The sequence below is a fragment of the Streptomyces sp. YIM 130001 genome, from assembly GCF_003574445.1.
GTDB lineage: Bacteria > Actinomycetota > Actinomycetes > Streptomycetales > Streptomycetaceae > Streptomyces.
On the sequence record NZ_KZ984553.1, the window covers coordinates 314,111 to 332,002 of the forward strand.

The following is a 17,892-nucleotide window of genomic DNA, read 5'->3' on the forward strand; positions in this document are numbered from 1 at the left end:
GGCAGTGCGGGCGCCGGGTCGCGCCGCCTCGCTCACCGCACGTCCATGGCCTCCAGCAGCATCGGCAGCGATGCGTGCAGTTCGCGTTCCCAGTAGGGCCAGGTGTGGCGACCCGGGCCGTAGAAGTTGGTGGTCAGGTGCTTGGCCCCGACGCGCTCCAACTCGGCGGCGAGCGCGTGGTTCTGGCGGTTGAAGTCCGCCTCGAGCGCGTCGTGGGCGGCATCGGGTTCGTCCAGCGGTCCGGGGGTGCCGTCGCCGGACGACAGGTACACGGGCAGGGACTTGAGCCGCTCGGCGAGGTGGAACGGATCGTGCGCCTCCCAGATCCGGCGCTGCGCGACCGGATCGCCCCACACCCGCAGCGGATCATTGCCGTCTTCGGCGAAGAAGCCGAGAAGCCGGTTCACGGACTCGTCGTCGAGAAGCGGATGGGACGAACCGGAGTACGCGGCGGTGGCCTTGAACATGCCGGGATGCCGCGCCGCGTACAGGAGCGCGCCCTGGCCGCCCATCGAAAGGCCTGCCACCGTCCGGTTCGCGGAGGCACCCCAGCCGTGTTCGAGGAGATGACGCAACTCCTTGGTGTGGAAGGTCTCCCAGGCCGGGTCACCGCCCTCCCCGTGGTTCCACCAGTCGCTGTACCAGCCCGTCCTGCCCGCCTCCGGCATCACGACCAGGGCGTCGCGCAGGCTCTCGATCTGCGCGACGTCGGTGGCGCCGGTCCACGAGGTGTAGTCACCGCAGCAGCCGTGCAACAGCCAGAGCGTCGGCCAGTGTTGACGCCGGTCCGTGGGATCCCAGCCGTCCGGCGTGAGGAGCCGCACCTTCACCGTCCGGCCGCCGAGCGCGGTCGACCGTACGGACAGGTCGACCTGGCGGTCGGCGACCTGGGTGACGTCCACGACCTCGGCGCCGCCCCGAGCGGGTCCGGGGTCCCTGGCACGGTCCGCGGCCGGACCGGCCCCGAGGGCGGGCCCGGCCGCTCCCAGGGCGAGCAACAGGGCGAGCAGCGCGCCGAGTACGAACTGTAGGCGGCGAGGACACGCGCTGCGGCGCGCCCTCCCCGTACCGGTTCTGGAGCGGAACGGATCAGCGGTCACGGCGACTCCTGGAGTGAGGGTTGACAGGACGGGGCGAGCGAAGGAAAACGGCCGGAGGGCGAGGAGGATCCGAAGGCGTCGGCGCCGGCGGACGGAGCATCTACTGGTCACAGCACCCGCCGCAGCACATCGGTGTACGCGTCGGCGTAGCGGACCATCCCGAGATCGTTCGGATGCGAGCCGTCGGTCGTCGCCTCGCGGTCGTCACCCAGCAGGTGCTCGCCCCGGCGGCCGGCTTGGTCACGCTCACCCAGCGCTCCCGGCCCCGGGCGTCCTGCGCGTAGCGGTCGAGGCCGCTGACCCCGGTGGCCGGCATGTGCGGCAGGTCCAGACTCGCCGACCGCGGGGTGTAACGGGCGTACACGGACGCGGAGTCGGTGCGGAAACGGGCCGGCATGCCGGAGGAGTTGCGGCTCAGCTCCCGGATCACCGGGCGTACCGACTGCTCGGCCCGGGCGGGCAGCCGGTCGTAGAAGGCAGCGGTCCCAGGCCCTGCCCTCGACGCCCCACTGCGCCACGTCCCGCCGGACCGCGTCCTCGGCGGCCTCGCCGAGCTCCGGCTCCGGTGTGGCGTGGGCGTCGGCCTCGGCGTTCCCGATCAGCCCGTCTCCCGGGCCGAACGCCAACGCGCCCGCTCCGAGGGCGGCCAGGCCCGGTAACTGCTTCCGGTTGAGCCCCTGCTGCTCCAACGAGTCTCCCCTTCCCGCTGTGCTAGGCCCGGCCCACTCGCGTACGTGAGCGCGAACCGGACCTCGCAACGGTGCTGCTGGTCGAGACCAGTCGTCAAGATGCGCGCGAGGGCCGACGGGGAACAGAACGACTCACGGGACGCTTGCTCCTCCCGGTGCCGCCGAGCACACCGAGGTCAGCCGCGTCCGGCCGGGCCCCGAAACCGGATTTGTGTACGAAACCCGACCTTGACCGGCACCAAGTTGCTTATCCTGGCCCGGAGATGATCTCCCGACCGCGGGTTCTCGGCCTTCCTGACGGCTCCCGCGTCCCCCTACCTACCTCGGAGTCCACCATGGCCGGACCGGAGACCGACGAGACCGCACCGCTGATCGACACCAGCCGGCCCCATCCCGCCCGGATGTACGACTGGTTCCTCGGTGGCAAGGACAACTACGAGGTGGACGTGGCGATGGGCCGGCAGATGCTGGCCGTGGAACCCACCATCCCGGTCATGACGAAGGTGAACCGTGCCTTCATGCACCGCGCCACCCGCTGGCTCGCGGAGCGGGGCGGCATCGAGCAGTTCCTCGACATCGGCACCGGCATCCCCACCGAGCCCAACCTCCACCAGGTGGCGCAGGATTCGATACCCGCCGCCCGGATCGTCTACTGCGACAACGACCCGATCGTCCTGGCACACGCCGAGGCACTGCTCAGCGGCACTCCCGCGGGCGCGATCGACTACGTGCAGGCCGATGCCCGCAACGTGGAAGCGATCCTCGAACAGGCGGGCAAGACCCTCGACTTCAGCCGTCCGGTCGCCCTGTCACTGATCTCCCTGCTGCACTTCGTGAGCGACGAGGACGGCGCCTACGAGCTGGTGGGCCGGCTGGTGTCGGCGCTCGCCCCGGGCAGCCATCTGGTGATGTCGCATCTCACGGCCGACTTCCACCCGCAGGAGGCCCAGCGGGTCGACGAGATGTACAAGTCGAACCAGCTCACCCTCGCGCCGCGCAACCGCGAGCAGTTCGCCGCGTTCTTCGCCGGCCTCGAACTGGTCGAGCCGGGCATCACCGCCGCCGAGCAGTGGCACCCCGAGCTGGGCGAACCGGTCCCCGGCCAGGACGACATCATCAGCGCGGGCTACGTCGCGGTGGGGCGCAAGCCTTAGGACATGGCTCAGGGCTTGCAACATTCCGCCCACACGGTCTTGCCGGGCGCTCCCGGACGTGGCGTCCAGCCCCAGCGCGCGGCGAGACCCGCCACCAGGACGAGTCCGCGTCCGCCATCGGACTCCAGGTCCGTGGGGAGGCCCGGCGGCACCACCGGCAGGCTCTCGGACCGTGTGTCCGTGACCTCGACCCGCACGATCTCCGCACCCGCGACCAGACGGAGGCGAAAGTCCCGGCCCGGCACTCGCCCGTGCCGGATCGCGTTCGCCGACAGCTCGGCGACGATCAACACCATCGCGTCGTGAACCTCACTCCCGTACGCCATGCCCCAGGCGTCGAGCCGCACCGCGACGAGTCGGCGCGCGAGCCGTGCGCCGCGCGGTGTGGAGCTGAAGCACATCGCGAAGTCCCGGAGAACGGGATCCAGTTGGGAGCGGTCATCGGCTTTCGCCGCAGGCATGGTCTCGTAGTTCATGGGGCTACGTTTTCGGCGCCCACCGGGCGCCCGCCAGGCGATCGGCGCCGACAGAGCAGCGCTGTACGCGCGCAGGCCGGAGCGCGGTGCGGGGCCTCGCTGCTGCTCTCCACTCCGATCGTCAAAGCAGTTGTCACGTTGCCGCGCCGATCCGCACGCCCGTGGCGTAGCGTGACGAGCGGTGACTCACTGACGATCCGCAGTTGTACGTGTACGGGCGGGCGCTGTATGCGGTGCGCGGCGTGACCACGCCTCCGTGGACGAGTTGAGCCGGGGAGGCGATGCCAGTGAAGCCATACGGCGAAGGTGCGTCGGGAGAGTCCGGCGCAGACGGTCCGGACGGGGGTCAGGTCGGCGGCCGACGGCCCGAGGACGAGCCCGGGACGGGCGTGGTCGCCGCGTTCGGGCGGCAGTTGAAACTGCTGCGGGTGCGGGCCGGCGTGGAGCGCGCGGAGTTCGGTACGAGGACGGGTTACTCGGCGGCGACGATCGCGGCGTTCGAGCAGGGGCGGAGGATTCCTGCACCGAGGTTCATCGACCGGGCGGATGAGGTGTTGGGTGCGGGTGGTGTGCTGCGGGCGTTGAAGGAGGAGGTGGCCCGGGCGCAGTATCCGGCGTTCTTCCGGGATGCGGCGCGGTTGGAGGCGACCGCGGTCGCCCTCTGTGTGTACGCGAACCACGCCGTGCCTGGCCTGCTCCAGACACCGGAGTACGCACGGGCCGTCTTCCAGATGCAGCGTCCGCTCCTCGACGACGAGGTCATCGAGCAGCGTCTCACCGCTCGGCTGGCCCGGCAGGACATCTACACCCGGCGCCCTGCCCCCTTGCTGAGTTTCATCATCGAGGAGATCGCTCTGCGGAGGCCGATCGGCGGACGCTCAACGCTGTACGGCCAGTTGGAGCAGATCCTGCTGGTCGGCCAGAACCGCAACGTCGAAGTCCAGGTGATGCCCGTGGACCGTGAGGACCATGCCGGACTGGGTGGGCCGTTCAATCTGATCGACACCACGCAGGGACAACGCATCGCGTACACCAAGGTTCAGGACGACAGCCGCATGTACACGGGGCAGGAGAAGGTTCACGAGCTCGAATCGCGCTATGGCATCCTCCGGTCACAGGCACTGACTCCCCGAGAGTCGTTGGCTTTCATCGAGAAACTACTGGGAGAGAGATGACCGATCAGCGCGCTGTGCCGGCCGTTCCGGAGACGGCATGGATCAAGAGCAGCTACAGCAGCGGCGGCGGCGGCGAATGCGTGGAGGTCGCCGACGCACAGGACACCGTGCGCATACGGGACTCCAAGAACGCTGCCGGCCCCGTACTGGCCCTGTCCCACGCCGCTTGGGCCGGACTCGTCCGCCTCGCGGTCACGGACCGCACCGTGTGACGAGACTCGGGGCGCGCGCGCTCGTTCCGTCGCGTCCACGGGCCGGTGCGGTCAGCCGGCCTTCGCCGCGGCGCCCTGGGCGTCCTGCTCCACCGCCGCAGCCTCCGCGGCCAGGCGCCTGCGGCGGGTGGCCGGGCCGAAGAGCGCGAGGACGAGGGCGCCGACGGTCCAGCTGCCGGCGATGAAGATGAAGACCGCCTCGTAGCCGATGCCGGTGTAGATGCCGGCGATCATCAGCGGGCCGAACGCGTTCGACAGGCGGCCCAGACCGTAGGCGATGCTGGTGCCGAGCGAGCGGCCGCGGGTGTCGTACAGCTCGGGGGCGTAGGCGTAGGCCAGGGCGGTGTAGCCGCGCTCGAAGAGGTTGACCAGGAAGCCGAAGATGATGATCAGGACCGGGGTGAAGGTCAGGCCGTACATCAGGCCGGTGGCCGCGATGATCAGGCCGAAGACCACCAGGGACCACTTGCGTTCGAAGCGGTCGGTGACCATCGCGGCGAGGTAGGAGCCGAGCGGGGCGCCGATCGTGGTCAGGGCGACGTAGAAGACCGAGTCCTCGACGCTGATGCCCTCGGCGGCGAGCAGGGTGGGTGCCCAGCTGGAGTAGCCGAAGAAGCCGATGGTCTGGGTGATCCACAGGACCGAGAGCAGGATCGTGGGGTACAGGAACTTGCGGTCCTTCAGCATGGACAGGCCGGGCTTGCCCTCCGGTTTGGCCTGCTCCGGCTGCAGTTGCCGCGCGGCGGGCAGTTCACCGTGCTCGGCAGCCACGACCGTCTCTATGCGGGTGAGGATCGCTTCGGCCTCCTGGTGGCGTCCGCGGGACTCGAGCCAGACCGGGGACTCCTCGAGCTTGCGCACGAAGTACAGGAACAGCATGCCGAGCGAGCCCCACAGGTAGACGAGCCGCCACGACCAGTCGGAGAGCGGCACCACACCCGCGGCGATGAGGTTGGTGACGGGCGTTCCGCAGATGCCGATGACGATGGCGTACGCCTGGAACTTGCCGCGCTTGGCCCGTGGGTAGAGCTCGCTGATGTACACCACGGCGACGACGGTCATCGCGGCGAGACCGGCCGAGGTGAGCACCCGGAAGACGCCGAGCGACCACAGGTCCCAGGCGAAGACGCAGGCCAGCGACCAGACCGCGAACCACACCGTGGTCAGGGTGAGGGTGCGCTTGCGGCCCAGGCGGTCGGCCAGGCCGCCGGCCACCACGGCGCCGATGAACATGCCGACGAACGACAGCGAGGTCACATACGCGATGTGGTTGACCTCGGCACTCCACTGTTCGCGGATGACGGGTGCCGTGATGGCGAAGGTGTTGATGTCCGCGAACTCGAAGAAGTACGCGAACGCGACGGCGACGAGGGTCGTCCTGTGGAACTTCGAGATGGGCAGTCGGTCCAGGCGGTTGGCCGAGTTGGTGGCCGCGTTGGTAGCAGGGGGGTGCTGCACTGCACGCTCCAGGGGTGGGGACGCGGCGCCCTGTCGAAGGGGGGCCGGTGGGTTGGCGTCAGCCGGCCGTCTCGGGCCAGTACAGGCGCTGCGGGTTGTCGGCCAGCAGGGCCTGCCGGGCGGCCGCGGTGGTGGCGATGTGCGGGATGTGGTCGACGAGGAGACCGTCGTCGGGCATGTGGTTCTCGAGGTTGGGGTGGGGCCAGTCGGTGCCCCACAGAGCGCGGTCGGTGAATGTGTCGACGACCTTGCGGGCGAACGGCACGACGTCGCGGTAGGCGTGCCGTTCGCCGTCGAGGGCGGGTGGTCCGGTGACGGTCAGGCGCTCGGGGCAGGAGACCTTGACCCACACGTCGCCCGCCTCGACGAAGCGCAGGAAGCGGGCGAACTCCGGTCCGTCCGCGCTGCGGGTGACGTCGGGTCGTCCCATGTGGTCGATGACGAGCGGCACCGGCAGGGACTGGAAGAACGTCTCCAGGTCGGGCAGGTCGGCGGCCTCGAAGTAGAGGACGACGTGCCAGCCGAGCGGGGCGATCCGCCGGGCGACGGTCTCGAGTGCCTCGGTGGGTACGGCGTCGACGAGTCGGCGGACGAAGTTGAATCGCACTCCGCGTACGCCGGCTTCGTGCAGGCGCCGCAGTTCCGCGTCACTCACGTCGGGCCGTACGGTCGCCACGCCGCGGGCGCGGTCGCCCGCCGTGTGCAGGGCGTCCACCAGGGCGCTGTTGTCGGCGCCGTGGCAGGTGGCCTGGACGAGGACGTTGCGCGAGACGCCGAGGTGGTCGCGGAGGGCGAAGAGCTGGTGCTTCGAGGCGTCCACGGGGGTGTACTTGCGCTCGGGGGCGTAGGGGAACTCGGCGCCCGGGCCGAACACGTGGCAGTGGGCGTCGACCGTGCCGGGCGGCAGGACGAAGGCGGGCTTCGCGGGGGCGGGGTGGGGTGCAAGCCAGCCGGGGGTGACGGGGAAGTCGGCGGTTTCATCGGCGGGTCGGTCGTTCATGGGGTGCGCTCCTCGGGCTTCAGTCGACGTAGGTCAGGCCGAGTTCGGCGAGCGGCTCGCGCATCCGGTACATGTCCAGGCCGAGTTCGCCGGACTTGAACCGTGCGCGCTTGCCCTCCTCGTTCGCCTCGCGCGTGGTCGCCGCCTCGGCGACGTCGGCGGCTCTGGCGGCGGGTACGACCACCACGCCGTCGGCGTCCGCGACGATCACATCACCCGGGGTGACCAGGGCGTTGGCGACGACGACGGGGATGTTGACCGAGCCGAGGGTGGCCTTGATGGTTCCCTTGGCGTTGATGGCGCGGGAGAAGACGGGGAAGTCCATCTCGCGCAGTTCGTCGACGTCGCGGCAGCCGCCGTCGATGACGAGGCCACCGGCGCCGCGCGAGCGCATCGAGGTGGCGAGCAGTTCGCCGAAGAAGCCGTCCTCGCTCTCGGTGGTGCAGCCGGCGACGACGATGTCGCCCTCGCGGACCTGTTCGGCGGCCACGTGCAGCATCCAGTTGTCGCCGGGCTGCAGGAGCACGGTGACGGCGGTGCCGCAGAGCTTCGCGCCCTCGTAGACGGGACGGATGTACGGGCGCATCAGGCCGAGCCGGCCCATCGCCTCGTGGACGGTGGCGACGCCGAACCGGGACAGCGCGTGGACGGCCGCGGGGGCGGCGCGGTCGATGGTGCGGTGGACTACTCCGAGTCGGGACATGGGGCGGATCCTTGCTTCGGCGGGACGGTGACGGGGGTGCGCTGTGGCTCAGCGGCCCTGGGCCGTGAGGAGGGCGTCCAGACGCGGGTACACGCGCCGGGCGTTGTGCTCCTCGATCGCCGCGAGCCGGTCCTCGGGCAGCCCGGCCTTCTCGACGTAGCGGCGGGTGTCGTCGAAGTGGTGGCCGGTGCGCGGGTCGACGCCGCGGACGGCGCCGATCATCTCGGAGGCGAAGAGGATGTTGTCGTGCGGGACCACGTCGAGGAGCAGGTCGATGCCGGGTTGGTGGTACACGCAGGTGTCGAAGTAGACGTTGCGCATCAGCGCCTCCACGGCGTCCTCGCGGCCCATCGCCTGCGCGAGGCCACGGAAGCGGCCCCAGTGGTACGGGACGGCTCCGCCGCCGTGCGGCACGATCAGGCGCAGCTCGGGGAAGTCGGCGAACAGGTCGCCGCCGAGCAGTTGCATGAACGCGGTGGTGTCGGCGTTGAGGTAGTGGGCGCCCGTGGTGTGGAAGGCCGGGTTGCAGCTGGTGGAGACGTGGACCATGGCCGGCACTTCCAACTCGACGAGCTTCTCCCACACCGGGTACCAGGAACGGTCGGTGAGGGGCGGCGCGGTCCAGTGGCCGCCGGACGGGTCCGGATTGAGATTGACCGTCACCGCGCCCAGATCGCCTACGGCGCGCTCCAGTTCGGGAATGACGGTGGCCGGTTCGACACCGGGTGACTGCGGCAGCATCGCGCCGACCGCGAAGCGCTCGGGGTAGAGGTCCGCGACCCGGCGGCACAGGTCGTTGCAGATACGGGCCCAGGCCGACGACGTCGCGAAGTCGCCGATGTGGTGGGCCATGAAGGACGCTCGCGGCGAGAACAGGGTGACGTCGATGCCGCGTTCGTCCATCAGCCGCAGCTGGTTGGTCTCGATCGACTCGCGGACCAGGTCGTCGCTGATCGTGGGCCCGGCGGGGTCGGGCGCCCGCAGCGGGTCGGTGAGCGCGGCGGTCTGCGCATCGCGCCACGCACCGAGCGGTGCGGGTGCGGTGGTGTAGTGACCGTGGATGTCGATGATCACGCGGCGTTCTCCTGTGCGGTGCGGGTGGGGCTTGCCGGAGGCGTGGTGCGTACCGGGTCGGAGGCGGCCACCGGGTCCCAGACGGAGCGGGGCACGAGCAGTTCGCCCGCCATCAGCAGTCGGGCGGTGCGCAGCAGGGCGGAGCGGGTGATGCGCCGGGGGTCTGCCGGGTCGAGGCGCAGGGCGACGCTGAACTCGCCGGCCGGGTGCTCGACGGACACGGTGGGTTCGCCTCCCGCGGTCCCGGCGGCGACGTCGCGGGCGACGCTGCCGTCCAGTACGCAGGCGGTGGCGGCGGTGACGGCCGCGAGTACGCCGATGGACTGGTGGCACACGTGCGGGATGAGGCTGCGGGTGGTGAGGGTGCCACCGGCGCGGGGCGGTGCGACCAGCGTCATCTTCGGGTAGTTGCGGGCGGTGACGTCACCCAGTCCCATGACCTCGCCGCAGACCAGGCGCAGCGCCTCGACCCGTGCCTTGAGCCGGTCGTCGCCATCGATCTCGGCCGGCGTCTCGTACCCGGTCGCGCCCAGGCGCTGGGCGGCCACGACGACGAGGGGCTGACCGTTGTCGATGAGGGTGACGTCGACGGTGCCGAGTCCGGGGACGTGCACGGTGTCGCGGGTGCGCCCGGTGGGCAGCAGGGAGCCGGCCACCGAGCCCGCGGTGTCCAGGAAGCCGATCTCGACGGGGGCGGCGGTGCCGGGCACTCCGTCGATACGGGCCGCTCCCGCGTAGTCGACGTACCGCGTGCCGTCCGTGTCCGCCGGGGTGGCGACGGTGATCTCGGCGACCATGCCGGTGTTGCGGGTGAGGACCCGGGCGGTGGTGCGGTCGGCGTCGGGGAGCACCATGCCGGTCTCGACGGCGAAGGGCAGTACGGCGGCGAGCATGTTGCCGCAGTTGGACGAGGTGTCGACGGCGCTGCTGCCGGGCTGCACCTGGGCGAAGGTCCACTCGACGTCGATGCCGGGCGCGGTGCCGGGACGCACCAGGCCGACCTTGCTGGTCAGTGGGTGCGCACCGCCGATGCCGTCGATCTGGCGCGGGTCGGGTGAGCCCGTCGCGGCGAGCAGGACGGCGTCGCGCAGTTCGGTGTCGTCGGGTTCGTCGGTGTTGCCGGGGTCCCCGGGCAGCAGCCGGGCGTCGAAGAACGGACCCCGCGACGTACCGCCCCGCATGAACAGGCAGTCGATCGCGGTCTGGGAGCCGCGGCGGCGGACCCCCTGCGCGGCTGCTTCGGCGGGCATCGGCTCTTCCTTCGTCGGTCTGGAACTTCGGGCTGCGAGCCCTCGGCCCGCGTTCCGAGTGCGTTCCGAGGGCGTGAACAGGAAGCTAAATCATCGACCAGATTGTTGACAAGATATTTGGAGATATAGATTGCGAGATATTCGATCACATCGTCGATGATGTCTTCAGCAGTGAGCCCGGGAGTCCCTGCGCCCCGGACCGCGCACCGCATACGCTTCACCTGCACACGACGCACGACGCAGCGCACAGAGCCGGTCCCGACCAGGACCGGGGCGGACGAGAGAGGCCGATAACGCGTGACGGACAAGCTGACGGGAGCGGCCGCGCGACAGTACGTGGCCGAGGCGATCAGGCACGCACTGCGCTCCGGCGATCTGGCACCCGGCCAGCGGCTGGTCGAGAACGACCTCGCGGAGTCCTACGGATCCACCCGCAGCGCGGTCCGCGAAGCCCTCCAGGACCTGGTCGCCGAGGACGTCGTCGAGATCATCCCGCGCCGCGGAGCCAGGGTCCGGGTGGTGTCCGTCGACGAGGCCGTACAGATCACCGAGTGCCGCTCCGCACTGGAGCAGCTCTGCGCGAGCAAGGCGGCCACCGGGGCGAACGAGGAACAGCGCGCCGAACTGCGCCGCATCGGCGAGGAAATGAAGCAGGCCGTCGAGGCGAACGAGGTGCACACCTACTCGGGCCTCAACCAGCGCCTGCACGAACTCGTGGTCGAGGCCAGCGGCCAGCAGGTCGCCAAACGCCAACTCGAGCGCCTCAACGGCCCGATGGTCCGCTTCCAGTTCCGCCTGGCCCTACGCCCCGGCCGCCCCGGCCAGTCCCTCCCCCAGCACCTGGACATCATCAACGCGGTCGTCGACGCCGACCCGGCCGAGGCGGCCCGAGCCGCAGCGGCTCACCTCGACAGCGTGATCGAGCAGATCCGCTCGACGGCCGCCACATCCCCGGTGCCGGGAGTGCGGGCGCGGACGGCCTGAGGGAGTCCGGGGGCAGCCGGCTCCGCACGGAACCCGGAGGTCACGCCCGGTCCGTCAGTTCCTCCGCGTAGACCTGGGACAGCGGCTGGGGCCCCACGTAGCGCTGGCAGTTGCACTGGCCGGGTTCGTACCTCAGGGGTTTCTTGTTCTCGTCCCAGGCGGTGGGGACCTCCACGCGTTCGTGGCAGAGTCCCTGCTTGTCGTGCTTGGCGAGGTGGTGGGTGCAGCCGCAGACCGGTTCCGGGGTCTTGTGGGCGGCCTCGACGGCCAGGCGTTCCTGCTTCGCCGCCTCGATGCGCTCCATCTTGCGCTCATGGCGATTGCGCAGCGCGGTACGGGCGTTGTCCGCCACCCACGCGAATCCGCCCGTCCAGAAGATGATGAGGATGATCCAGAACCAGTTCATTCACTTCCCCTCCCCCAGGTACCCCCGGTGCCGCTACCGCCAAGGGTATGCCTTGACCGCCCGCTCGGCCTCGAACAGTTCGCGTACCTGCATGCAGCACTGCGTTCAGTAACCGACCGGGCACAGAACGCTCCTGGCGGTGACCGGCCCAGCGCCCCATCGCCCCGACGACTCCGGCTCGCTCCGGTCACGGCGTCCGGGCCGTGCCACTCGACACCCTCGCTTTCCCGGGCCACTTGTCCTCGCGACGGCGGGAAGCGGGAGGCGTGGAGCCCACCCCCGGAGATCGGTGGCCGGTGGCCGGTGGAAGCCGGTCGCCGGTCGCCGGTCGCCGGTCGCCGGTCGCCGGTCGCGGAATGGGAGACCGTGCGGACGTGCAGGAACTCGTGTGCGTCGTCGGACGTGGGTTGTGTAGCGTGCGCAGCATGTCGAGCCCCGAAGCATCCAGGGTGGGGGCTTTCGGTCACGCCGTCAGCCCCCTGAACCGGTAGTTCCGCCGTCCCGCCGCGCTCTGCGGCCGGACGCGGGTGCCCGTGGGCGCTGACCGCGGTGACGAGAACGCCTCCCTCCCGCTTCTCATCGCCTCGGAGCACTCGATGCCTCTCGCGCTGTACCTGCTTGCCATGGCCGTCTTCGCCATGGGCACCTCCGAATTCATGCTCGCCGGCCTCCTGCCCGGCATCGCCTCCGACCTCGACGTGACGGTCGGAACGGCAGGCACGCTCACCTCCGCCTTCGCGGTCGGCATGGTCGTCGGCGCACCACTCATGGCCGGGCTCGCCCGCAACTGGCCCGCCCGATCCGGCCTCCTCGGATTCGTCCTGGTCTTCGCGGCGGCCCACGCGCTCGGCGCCATCACGGACGACTTCCCGGTTATGTTCGCCACCCGGGTGGTGGCAGCGCTCGCGAATGCCGGATTCCTCGCCGTGGCGCTGACCACCGCCGCCCAACTGGTCGCGGCGGACCAGAAGGGACGCGCGCTCGCGGTACTGCTGTCCGGCACGACAGCGGCCACGATCGCCGGCGTCCCGGCGGGATCCGTACTCGGCGCCATGTTCGGCTGGCGCGTCACCTTCTGGGCCGTGGCCGCCCTGTGCCTGCCCGCAGCCATCGGCGTACTCAACGGCATCCCGGCCGGGCCCGTACGGGGAGACCGGTCGCAGGGGCCGGCGTTGCGAGCGGAGCTCGGACAGCTCAGGAGCCGGCGCCTTGCCCTCGTGATGCTGCTCGGCGCCCTGGTGAACGCGGCGACCTTCGCCAGTTTCACCTTCCTCGCTCCCTTCGTGACCGGCACCGCCGGCCTGGGCGAGCTGTGGATCCCAGTCGTTCTGGTGCTCTTCGGCCTCGGCTCCTTCGTCGGTATCACCGTCGCCGGCCGGGTGTCCGACCGCCGTCCCGACCTGGTCATCGCGCTCGGCGGTCCACTGCTTCTCCTCGGCTGGCCGGCCCTGGCCCTGCTGGCCGGCCGGCCGGTCGCGCTGCTGGTCCTCGTGTTCGTGCAAGGCGCTCTGTCGTTCGCGCTGGGCAGCACCCTGATCGCGCGCGTCCTCCACGAGGCGACGGGAGCCCCGACCATGGCCGGCTCGTACGCCACCGCGGCGCTCAATGTCGGCGCCGCGGTCGGTCCGCTCATCGCCGCGAGGTCCCTCGGCACTGCATTCGGGGACCTCGGGCCGCTGGCAGTGAGTGGCGTGCTCGTCGCGATCGCGCTGCTCGTGGCCTTCCCGCTCCGGAAGGTGATCGCGGCCGGCCGTGGCAGCGAGGTGCTGCGGTGACGCATGCGGCGAGCCGGAGTGGCGGTGCCGCTCGCGTGCGCTCACCTCTCGGGCACCGCCCTGACATAGGTCGCCCCCACCCGGTCCGGTGCCGTCTGGGTCGCCGTGCCGTCGCTCGCACGGGACGTCAACTGCAGTTGGGAGATGGCGTTCACGAGCTTCAGCGATCCGTGGTGTGCCGCCACCTGCCAGCGCTGGGTGCGTTTGCCGGCCGCACACGTCTCCTGGGTGATCTCCGCGCCGTCCTCGAGCGGAGCGCCGAGGTACCGCTTGCCCCGGTTCACGTCCAGGCACAGGCCCGTCTCCGCCGAGCGCAGGGTGTAGTAGCCGTCCGGTGTGGTCGTGGCCCGCCACGCGCCGGTGCGGCCGGCCGCGAAGCCCGTGAGAGCGCCCGGCTGCTGCCCTGCGGGCGCGAGTTCGTGGCCGCCGGTGCCGACTCCGACCAGCCGGTAGGTGTCGGCGTCGAGCGGTTCGCGGTCGGTGTCGTCCCAGCCCGGCGCGTGTCCGACACCGCGGGCCAGTTCCTCGAACTCCTGGTAGGTGGCAGCGGGTCGCGGGCCTCCCCAGGTGGCCTGGGCGATGAACCGCAGCGGCATGAAGGCTTTCGCCTCGACCTCGTTCTCGGTCTCCTCGGCGGCGTTGTCCGGCCACAGGGTGATCTTCGCGCCGGTGAGGTTCGCGGGCCGGGAGGTGAGTTCCTCGTCCTCGAAGGCGAGTGGGCTCCAGCCGGACTCGTAGAGGTCCTTGGTCTTCATCGTGAAGCCGCCTCGTACCAGGTAGAGCGAGTACGAGGAGTTCATCACCGGCCAGCCCTCGGCGAGGAGAGAGGACGGTTTCTGCAGGTCGTCGCCGCCCAGCCAGTGCTCCACGGCGATGTCGCGGTCGAGGGGCACCAGGTGGTTGCGCCCGAGGAGGCCGTCGTTCCAGATACGCAGCGGGCGTCCGTCAGCACGTACATGGGCGCCGACACGGTTGACGAAGTCGACGAAGGCGTCGTCGGGGGTGGCCTGTTCGCCGAACTTCTCGGTGGCGTACTCCTGGATGTGCGGGAAGTCCGGGTAGGCGGTGCCGATCATGTACTCGTCCGCGCCCATGTGCCAGGTCCGTGCGTCCCAGACGTCGAGCGCCTCGTCGACGAGTGAGGTGTAGTACGTGAACGCCTCGGACCGGGTGATGTCGAGGCGCGGCGGTGAGGCCTTGCCGTCCTTGTCCTTCAGCTGCAGCTCGGGGTGGTTCTCCAGGTAAGTGTCCATGTGGCCGGGCGAGTTGATCTCCGGGATCAGCTCGATGTGGTACCGCTCGGCCATCTTGACCAGCTGCCGCACCTCGTCCTTGGTGTAGTAGCCCCAGAACGCGGACTTCGGGTCGACGTCGCTCTTGACCTTGGCCTCGATCCACAGCTGGTTGAGCTTCTGCGAGGCCATGTCGCGCATCAGCCGCTCGAAGTACTCCATGGAGATGTGGATGTAGCAGGCGCAGACGCCGACGCCGCGCTCCCGGTACTCCGGCACGTCGGTGGCCGAGCCGCCGGGGGCCGTGCCCTGGCCGCGCAGGAGTTGCAGCACGGTGCGGGTGCCGTAGTAGATGCCGGTGGAGGTGGCGCCGGTGACGGTGAGCCGGTCACCGGAGTCCAGGTGGTAGCCCTCGGACTTCAACTCCCCTTTTCTGTGCGCGCTTCGGCTCAACACGATGTCGCCGTGACGGTCCGGGGAATCGTGGACCACACGGGGCGCGCGTCCGGTCACCTCGCGCAACTCGCCCGCGAGTTCCCGCGCATCGGCTGCCGTACGCGCATCGGCTTCGTCGAGCACGATCCGCGTCCCGGCGCCGAAGCGGTACTCGCCCGAGCCGGCCTTCCATTCCTGAAGTGCGGGGAGTACCTGCGGTGCATCGGGCGCCGGTCCGCGCTCCTGGGCACCGGCGGGGGCCATCGAGAGCGGGGCGGCCGCGACGGCCGCCACCACTGCGAGTACTCCGGCGGTTCTGCACCGTCGTCCGTCTCTCATGGTCGCCTTCCTGCTTCGCATCGGACAGCACCTGTTCCGTCTCGCGCAGACGCTGCTGCTCCACCCCGGCGCAACGACAGCCGGACGAGTAGGCGAAGGCATGCCACCTGCGGCCCCGAACGGCCGAGTTGTTGGCCAGCGTAAATCTCACCCGGAGAGAGGTCTAGACCCCCGACGTCTTACGTCTCGCCCACCGCATGCCTCAATATCGGTCTGACACGGGGCAGTTGATGGTCCAGACCATACGAGGAGACGACGTGGGAAGACGCAGGAATGCAACACTGACCGCAGGCGTGTGCTTCGCATTCGCAAGCAGTCTGGCACTCCAGACTCTGCCGGCCGTCGCCGCGCCCGAAGAAGCCCCACGCGCGAGCGATACGACTCCACCGGTCTCGCCGACCCCGCAGAACCTCAGCCGCGCAGGTGACGACGTCCCCGTGACCGGCAAGGTGTACGTCGTCGCCGACGACGGGACGGACGCGGCCGCCGAGGACCGTCTGATCCGGGAGCTGAGGGAACGCAAGGTCCGCAAGATCGAGGTCGTCACCCCCGAAAACGTTCCGGACGACGCCGACCGCCACCTCACCGTGCGGCTCGGCGCGGTGGACCGGGCCGACATCGCACAGGCGCTCGGCGACACCGAGGTGCCGGACGCCTCCGAGGGCTACGCCCTGCGCGTCGACGGGAAGCAGGGCGCGGGCGACGTCGCACTCGCCGGCAAGGACGCCCCCGGCCAGTACTACGCCGTGCAGACCCTGCGCCAGCTCCTCATCCGCTCCGGCGCCCGGTGGAAGGTGGCGGGCGTGCAGGTCAGCGACCACCCGTCGATGCCTCTGCGCGGCACCATCGAGGGCTTCTACGGCCAGCCGTGGACGCACGAAGAGCGCCTCGACCAGATGGACTTCTACGGCGACGTGAAGGCCAACACCTACATCTACGCGCCCAAGGACGATCCGTACCACCGGGGCAAGTGGCGCGAGCCCTACCCCGAGGACAAGCTGGCCGAGCTGGGCGAACTGGTCGACCGGGCCACCGCGAACCATGTCCGCTTCACCTTCGCCGTGTCCCCCGGGGAGTCGATCTGCTACTCGGACGCCGAGGACCGCAAGCTCCTCAAGGACAAGCTCCAGGCGCTCTACGACCTGGGCACCCGCGCCTTCTCCATCCCGCTCGACGACATCGACTACACGAGCTGGAACTGCGACGGCGACCGCGAGGCGTACGGCGACCCCGGCCAGGAGTCGGCCGCCAAGGCCCAGGTCGACCTGCTCAACGACGTACAGAGCGACTTCATCGCCACTCATGACGGCGCCCAGCCGCTGCAGATGGTGCCCACCGAGTACGGCGACCTGAAGGACAGTCCGTACAAGAAGGAGATGCGGGAGACCCTGGATCCGGACGTCGTGGTGATGTGGACCGGCACTGCCGTGGTCCCGCCGGAGATCACCGACGAACAGGCCGACCAGATATCGGAGCTCTTCGGCCGCAAGGTGTTCGTCTGGGACAACTATCCGGTCAACGACTTCGACAACACCAGCGGACGGCTGCTGCTCGCGCCGTACGACAAGCGCGAAGCCGGCCTCTCGGAGCACCTCTCCGGCATCGTCGCCAACCCCATGAACCAGCCGTACGCCAGCAAGGTCGCCGTGCACGGAGCCGCCGACTTCGCCTGGAACGACCAGGGTTACGACGCGCGGAAGAGCCGGCCGCAGGTCATGTCCTATCTCGCAGGCGGCGACCGTGAGGCGACCGAGGCCCTGCTCGTCTTCGGCGACCTGCAGCACATGGCGCCCACCTTCGGCGAGGAGCCGTGGCAGCCGCAGGCCCCCGAACTCGACCGCCGCGTCGGGGAGTTCTGGAAGGCCTGGGACGAGGGCGGCGACCGCGCCGAGGCGCTGAAGTCGCTGCGCGCGTACGCGAAGACCATCGAGCAGGCACCCGCCACCATCCGCGGCGGAGCAGTCGAGAAGGGCTTCACGGTGGACGCGGCGCCGTGGCTGGACGCCACCGAGCTGTGGGGCGGCGCGATGGTGAAGACCGTCGACGCACTCTCCGCGCGCGACAGCGGTGATACGGAGAGAGCTGAACAACTGCTCTCCGAATCCGCCGAGTTGGAGAAGAAGGCCCGCGCCCTGCTGGTCGATCCGCCGCGCAACTCCTGGGGCAAGGTCATGCCCAAGGTCGGCGACGGAGTGCTCGACACCTTCCTGGCGAAGGCAGCGAAGACGGCGAGGACCGCCGAGCCCGCACCGAAGTAACCCCCCGGCTCCCACCGGACGTTGACCCATGATCCGCCTGCGCGCAGTCGCACACGGGTCAGCGCTCGGCGAGGCGGGAGTGCACACCGGAAGCCGCCACGGGCGGGCCCATGCCCCCCGCAGGCGGCTTCCTGCGTGGCGCCATTCCTGAAGACTTTCCTGGCATCGGGCC

The 17,892-nt window shown here is 70.2% G+C and carries 15 protein-coding genes; 6 read left to right on the plus strand and 9 right to left on the minus strand.

Annotated elements, in window-relative coordinates; all coding sequences use genetic code 11:
• Window positions 1-32: 32 nt before the first annotated feature.
• The gene (locus tag DSC45_RS13270) at window positions 33-1,100 is read right to left on the minus strand and encodes an alpha/beta hydrolase (protein WP_240434611.1); all 1,068 of its coding nucleotides are present in this window, start codon (window positions 1,098-1,100) and stop codon (window positions 33-35) included.
• A 1,024-nt stretch (window positions 1,101-2,124) separates the two neighbouring features.
• Here DSC45_RS13270 and DSC45_RS13280 point away from each other — a divergent pair.
• Entirely contained in the window at window positions 2,125-2,943 is an 819-nt protein-coding gene (locus tag DSC45_RS13280) for an SAM-dependent methyltransferase (RefSeq protein ID WP_119290406.1), read from the plus strand.
• Between the two features lie 8 nt (window positions 2,944-2,951).
• Here DSC45_RS13280 and DSC45_RS13285 read toward each other — a convergent pair whose 3' ends face one another.
• Window positions 2,952-3,404 (minus strand): ATP-binding protein, encoded by a 453-nt coding sequence (locus DSC45_RS13285; protein WP_240434628.1) that lies wholly within the window; start codon window positions 3,402-3,404, stop codon window positions 2,952-2,954.
• 296 nt (window positions 3,405-3,700) lie between these two features.
• Here DSC45_RS13285 and DSC45_RS13290 point away from each other — a divergent pair, with 296 nt between their 5' ends.
• Window positions 3,701-4,594 carry a helix-turn-helix domain-containing protein gene (locus DSC45_RS13290; protein WP_119290407.1) on the plus strand — a complete coding sequence of 298 codons (894 nt, stop codon included), beginning with the start codon at window positions 3,701-3,703 and terminating at the stop codon, window positions 4,592-4,594.
• On the plus strand, window positions 4,591-4,806 hold the full coding sequence (locus DSC45_RS13295; RefSeq protein WP_119290408.1) for a DUF397 domain-containing protein: 216 nt from the start codon (window positions 4,591-4,593) through the stop codon (window positions 4,804-4,806). The genes DSC45_RS13290 and DSC45_RS13295 overlap by 4 nt, the downstream gene beginning before the upstream one ends.
• Before the next feature lie 51 nt (window positions 4,807-4,857).
• Here DSC45_RS13295 and DSC45_RS13300 read toward each other — a convergent pair whose 3' ends face one another.
• The 5 genes from DSC45_RS13300 to DSC45_RS13320 are packed head-to-tail and all read right to left on the minus strand — an operon-like array spanning window position 4,858 to window position 10,291.
• The gene (locus DSC45_RS13300; protein ID WP_119290409.1) at window positions 4,858-6,264 is read right to left on the minus strand and encodes an MFS transporter; all 1,407 of its coding nucleotides are present in this window, start codon (window positions 6,262-6,264) and stop codon (window positions 4,858-4,860) included.
• A gap of 58 nt (window positions 6,265-6,322) precedes the next feature.
• Window positions 6,323-7,264: an amidohydrolase family protein gene (locus DSC45_RS13305; RefSeq protein WP_119290411.1), complete on the minus strand. Its 942-nt coding sequence runs from the start codon at window positions 7,262-7,264 to the stop codon at window positions 6,323-6,325.
• 19 nt (window positions 7,265-7,283) lie between these two features.
• Window positions 7,284-7,967, minus strand: coding sequence for a 4-carboxy-4-hydroxy-2-oxoadipate aldolase/oxaloacetate decarboxylase (gene ligK / locus DSC45_RS13310; protein WP_119290413.1), 684 nt, complete (start codon window positions 7,965-7,967; stop codon window positions 7,284-7,286).
• A 48-nt stretch (window positions 7,968-8,015) separates the two neighbouring features.
• On the minus strand, window positions 8,016-9,041 hold the full coding sequence (locus DSC45_RS13315; protein WP_119290415.1) for an amidohydrolase family protein: 1,026 nt from the start codon (window positions 9,039-9,041) through the stop codon (window positions 8,016-8,018).
• On the minus strand, window positions 9,038-10,291 hold the full coding sequence (locus tag DSC45_RS13320) for a 4-oxalomesaconate tautomerase (RefSeq protein ID WP_119290417.1): 1,254 nt from the start codon (window positions 10,289-10,291) through the stop codon (window positions 9,038-9,040). Before DSC45_RS13320 ends, DSC45_RS13315 begins: the two co-directional genes overlap by 4 nt.
• A gap of 297 nt (window positions 10,292-10,588) precedes the next feature.
• Here DSC45_RS13320 and DSC45_RS13325 point away from each other — a divergent pair, with 297 nt between their 5' ends.
• A complete protein-coding gene (locus tag DSC45_RS13325; RefSeq protein ID WP_119290419.1) occupies window positions 10,589-11,275 on the plus strand; it encodes a GntR family transcriptional regulator in 687 nt (228 codons plus the stop codon).
• A gap of 40 nt (window positions 11,276-11,315) precedes the next feature.
• Here DSC45_RS13325 and DSC45_RS13330 read toward each other — a convergent pair whose 3' ends face one another.
• Window positions 11,316-11,681 carry a hypothetical protein gene (locus tag DSC45_RS13330; RefSeq protein WP_119290421.1) on the minus strand — a complete coding sequence of 122 codons (366 nt, stop codon included), beginning with the start codon at window positions 11,679-11,681 and terminating at the stop codon, window positions 11,316-11,318.
• Between the two features lie 596 nt (window positions 11,682-12,277).
• On the opposite strand from DSC45_RS13330, the gene DSC45_RS13340 reads away from it, so the two are divergent.
• The gene (locus tag DSC45_RS13340; protein ID WP_119290608.1) at window positions 12,278-13,456 is read left to right on the plus strand and encodes a Cmx/CmrA family chloramphenicol efflux MFS transporter; all 1,179 of its coding nucleotides are present in this window, start codon (window positions 12,278-12,280) and stop codon (window positions 13,454-13,456) included.
• Window positions 13,457-13,497: 41 nt separating this feature from the next.
• Here DSC45_RS13340 and DSC45_RS13345 read toward each other — a convergent pair whose 3' ends face one another.
• Window positions 13,498-15,462: a family 20 glycosylhydrolase gene (locus tag DSC45_RS13345; RefSeq protein WP_119290423.1), complete on the minus strand. Its 1,965-nt coding sequence runs from the start codon at window positions 15,460-15,462 to the stop codon at window positions 13,498-13,500.
• A gap of 257 nt (window positions 15,463-15,719) precedes the next feature.
• Between DSC45_RS13345 and DSC45_RS13350 the strand changes: the two genes are divergently transcribed.
• Entirely contained in the window at window positions 15,720-17,720 is a 2,001-nt protein-coding gene (locus DSC45_RS13350) for a glycoside hydrolase family 84 protein (RefSeq protein ID WP_119290425.1), read from the plus strand.
• Window positions 17,721-17,892: the final 172 nt, after the last annotated feature.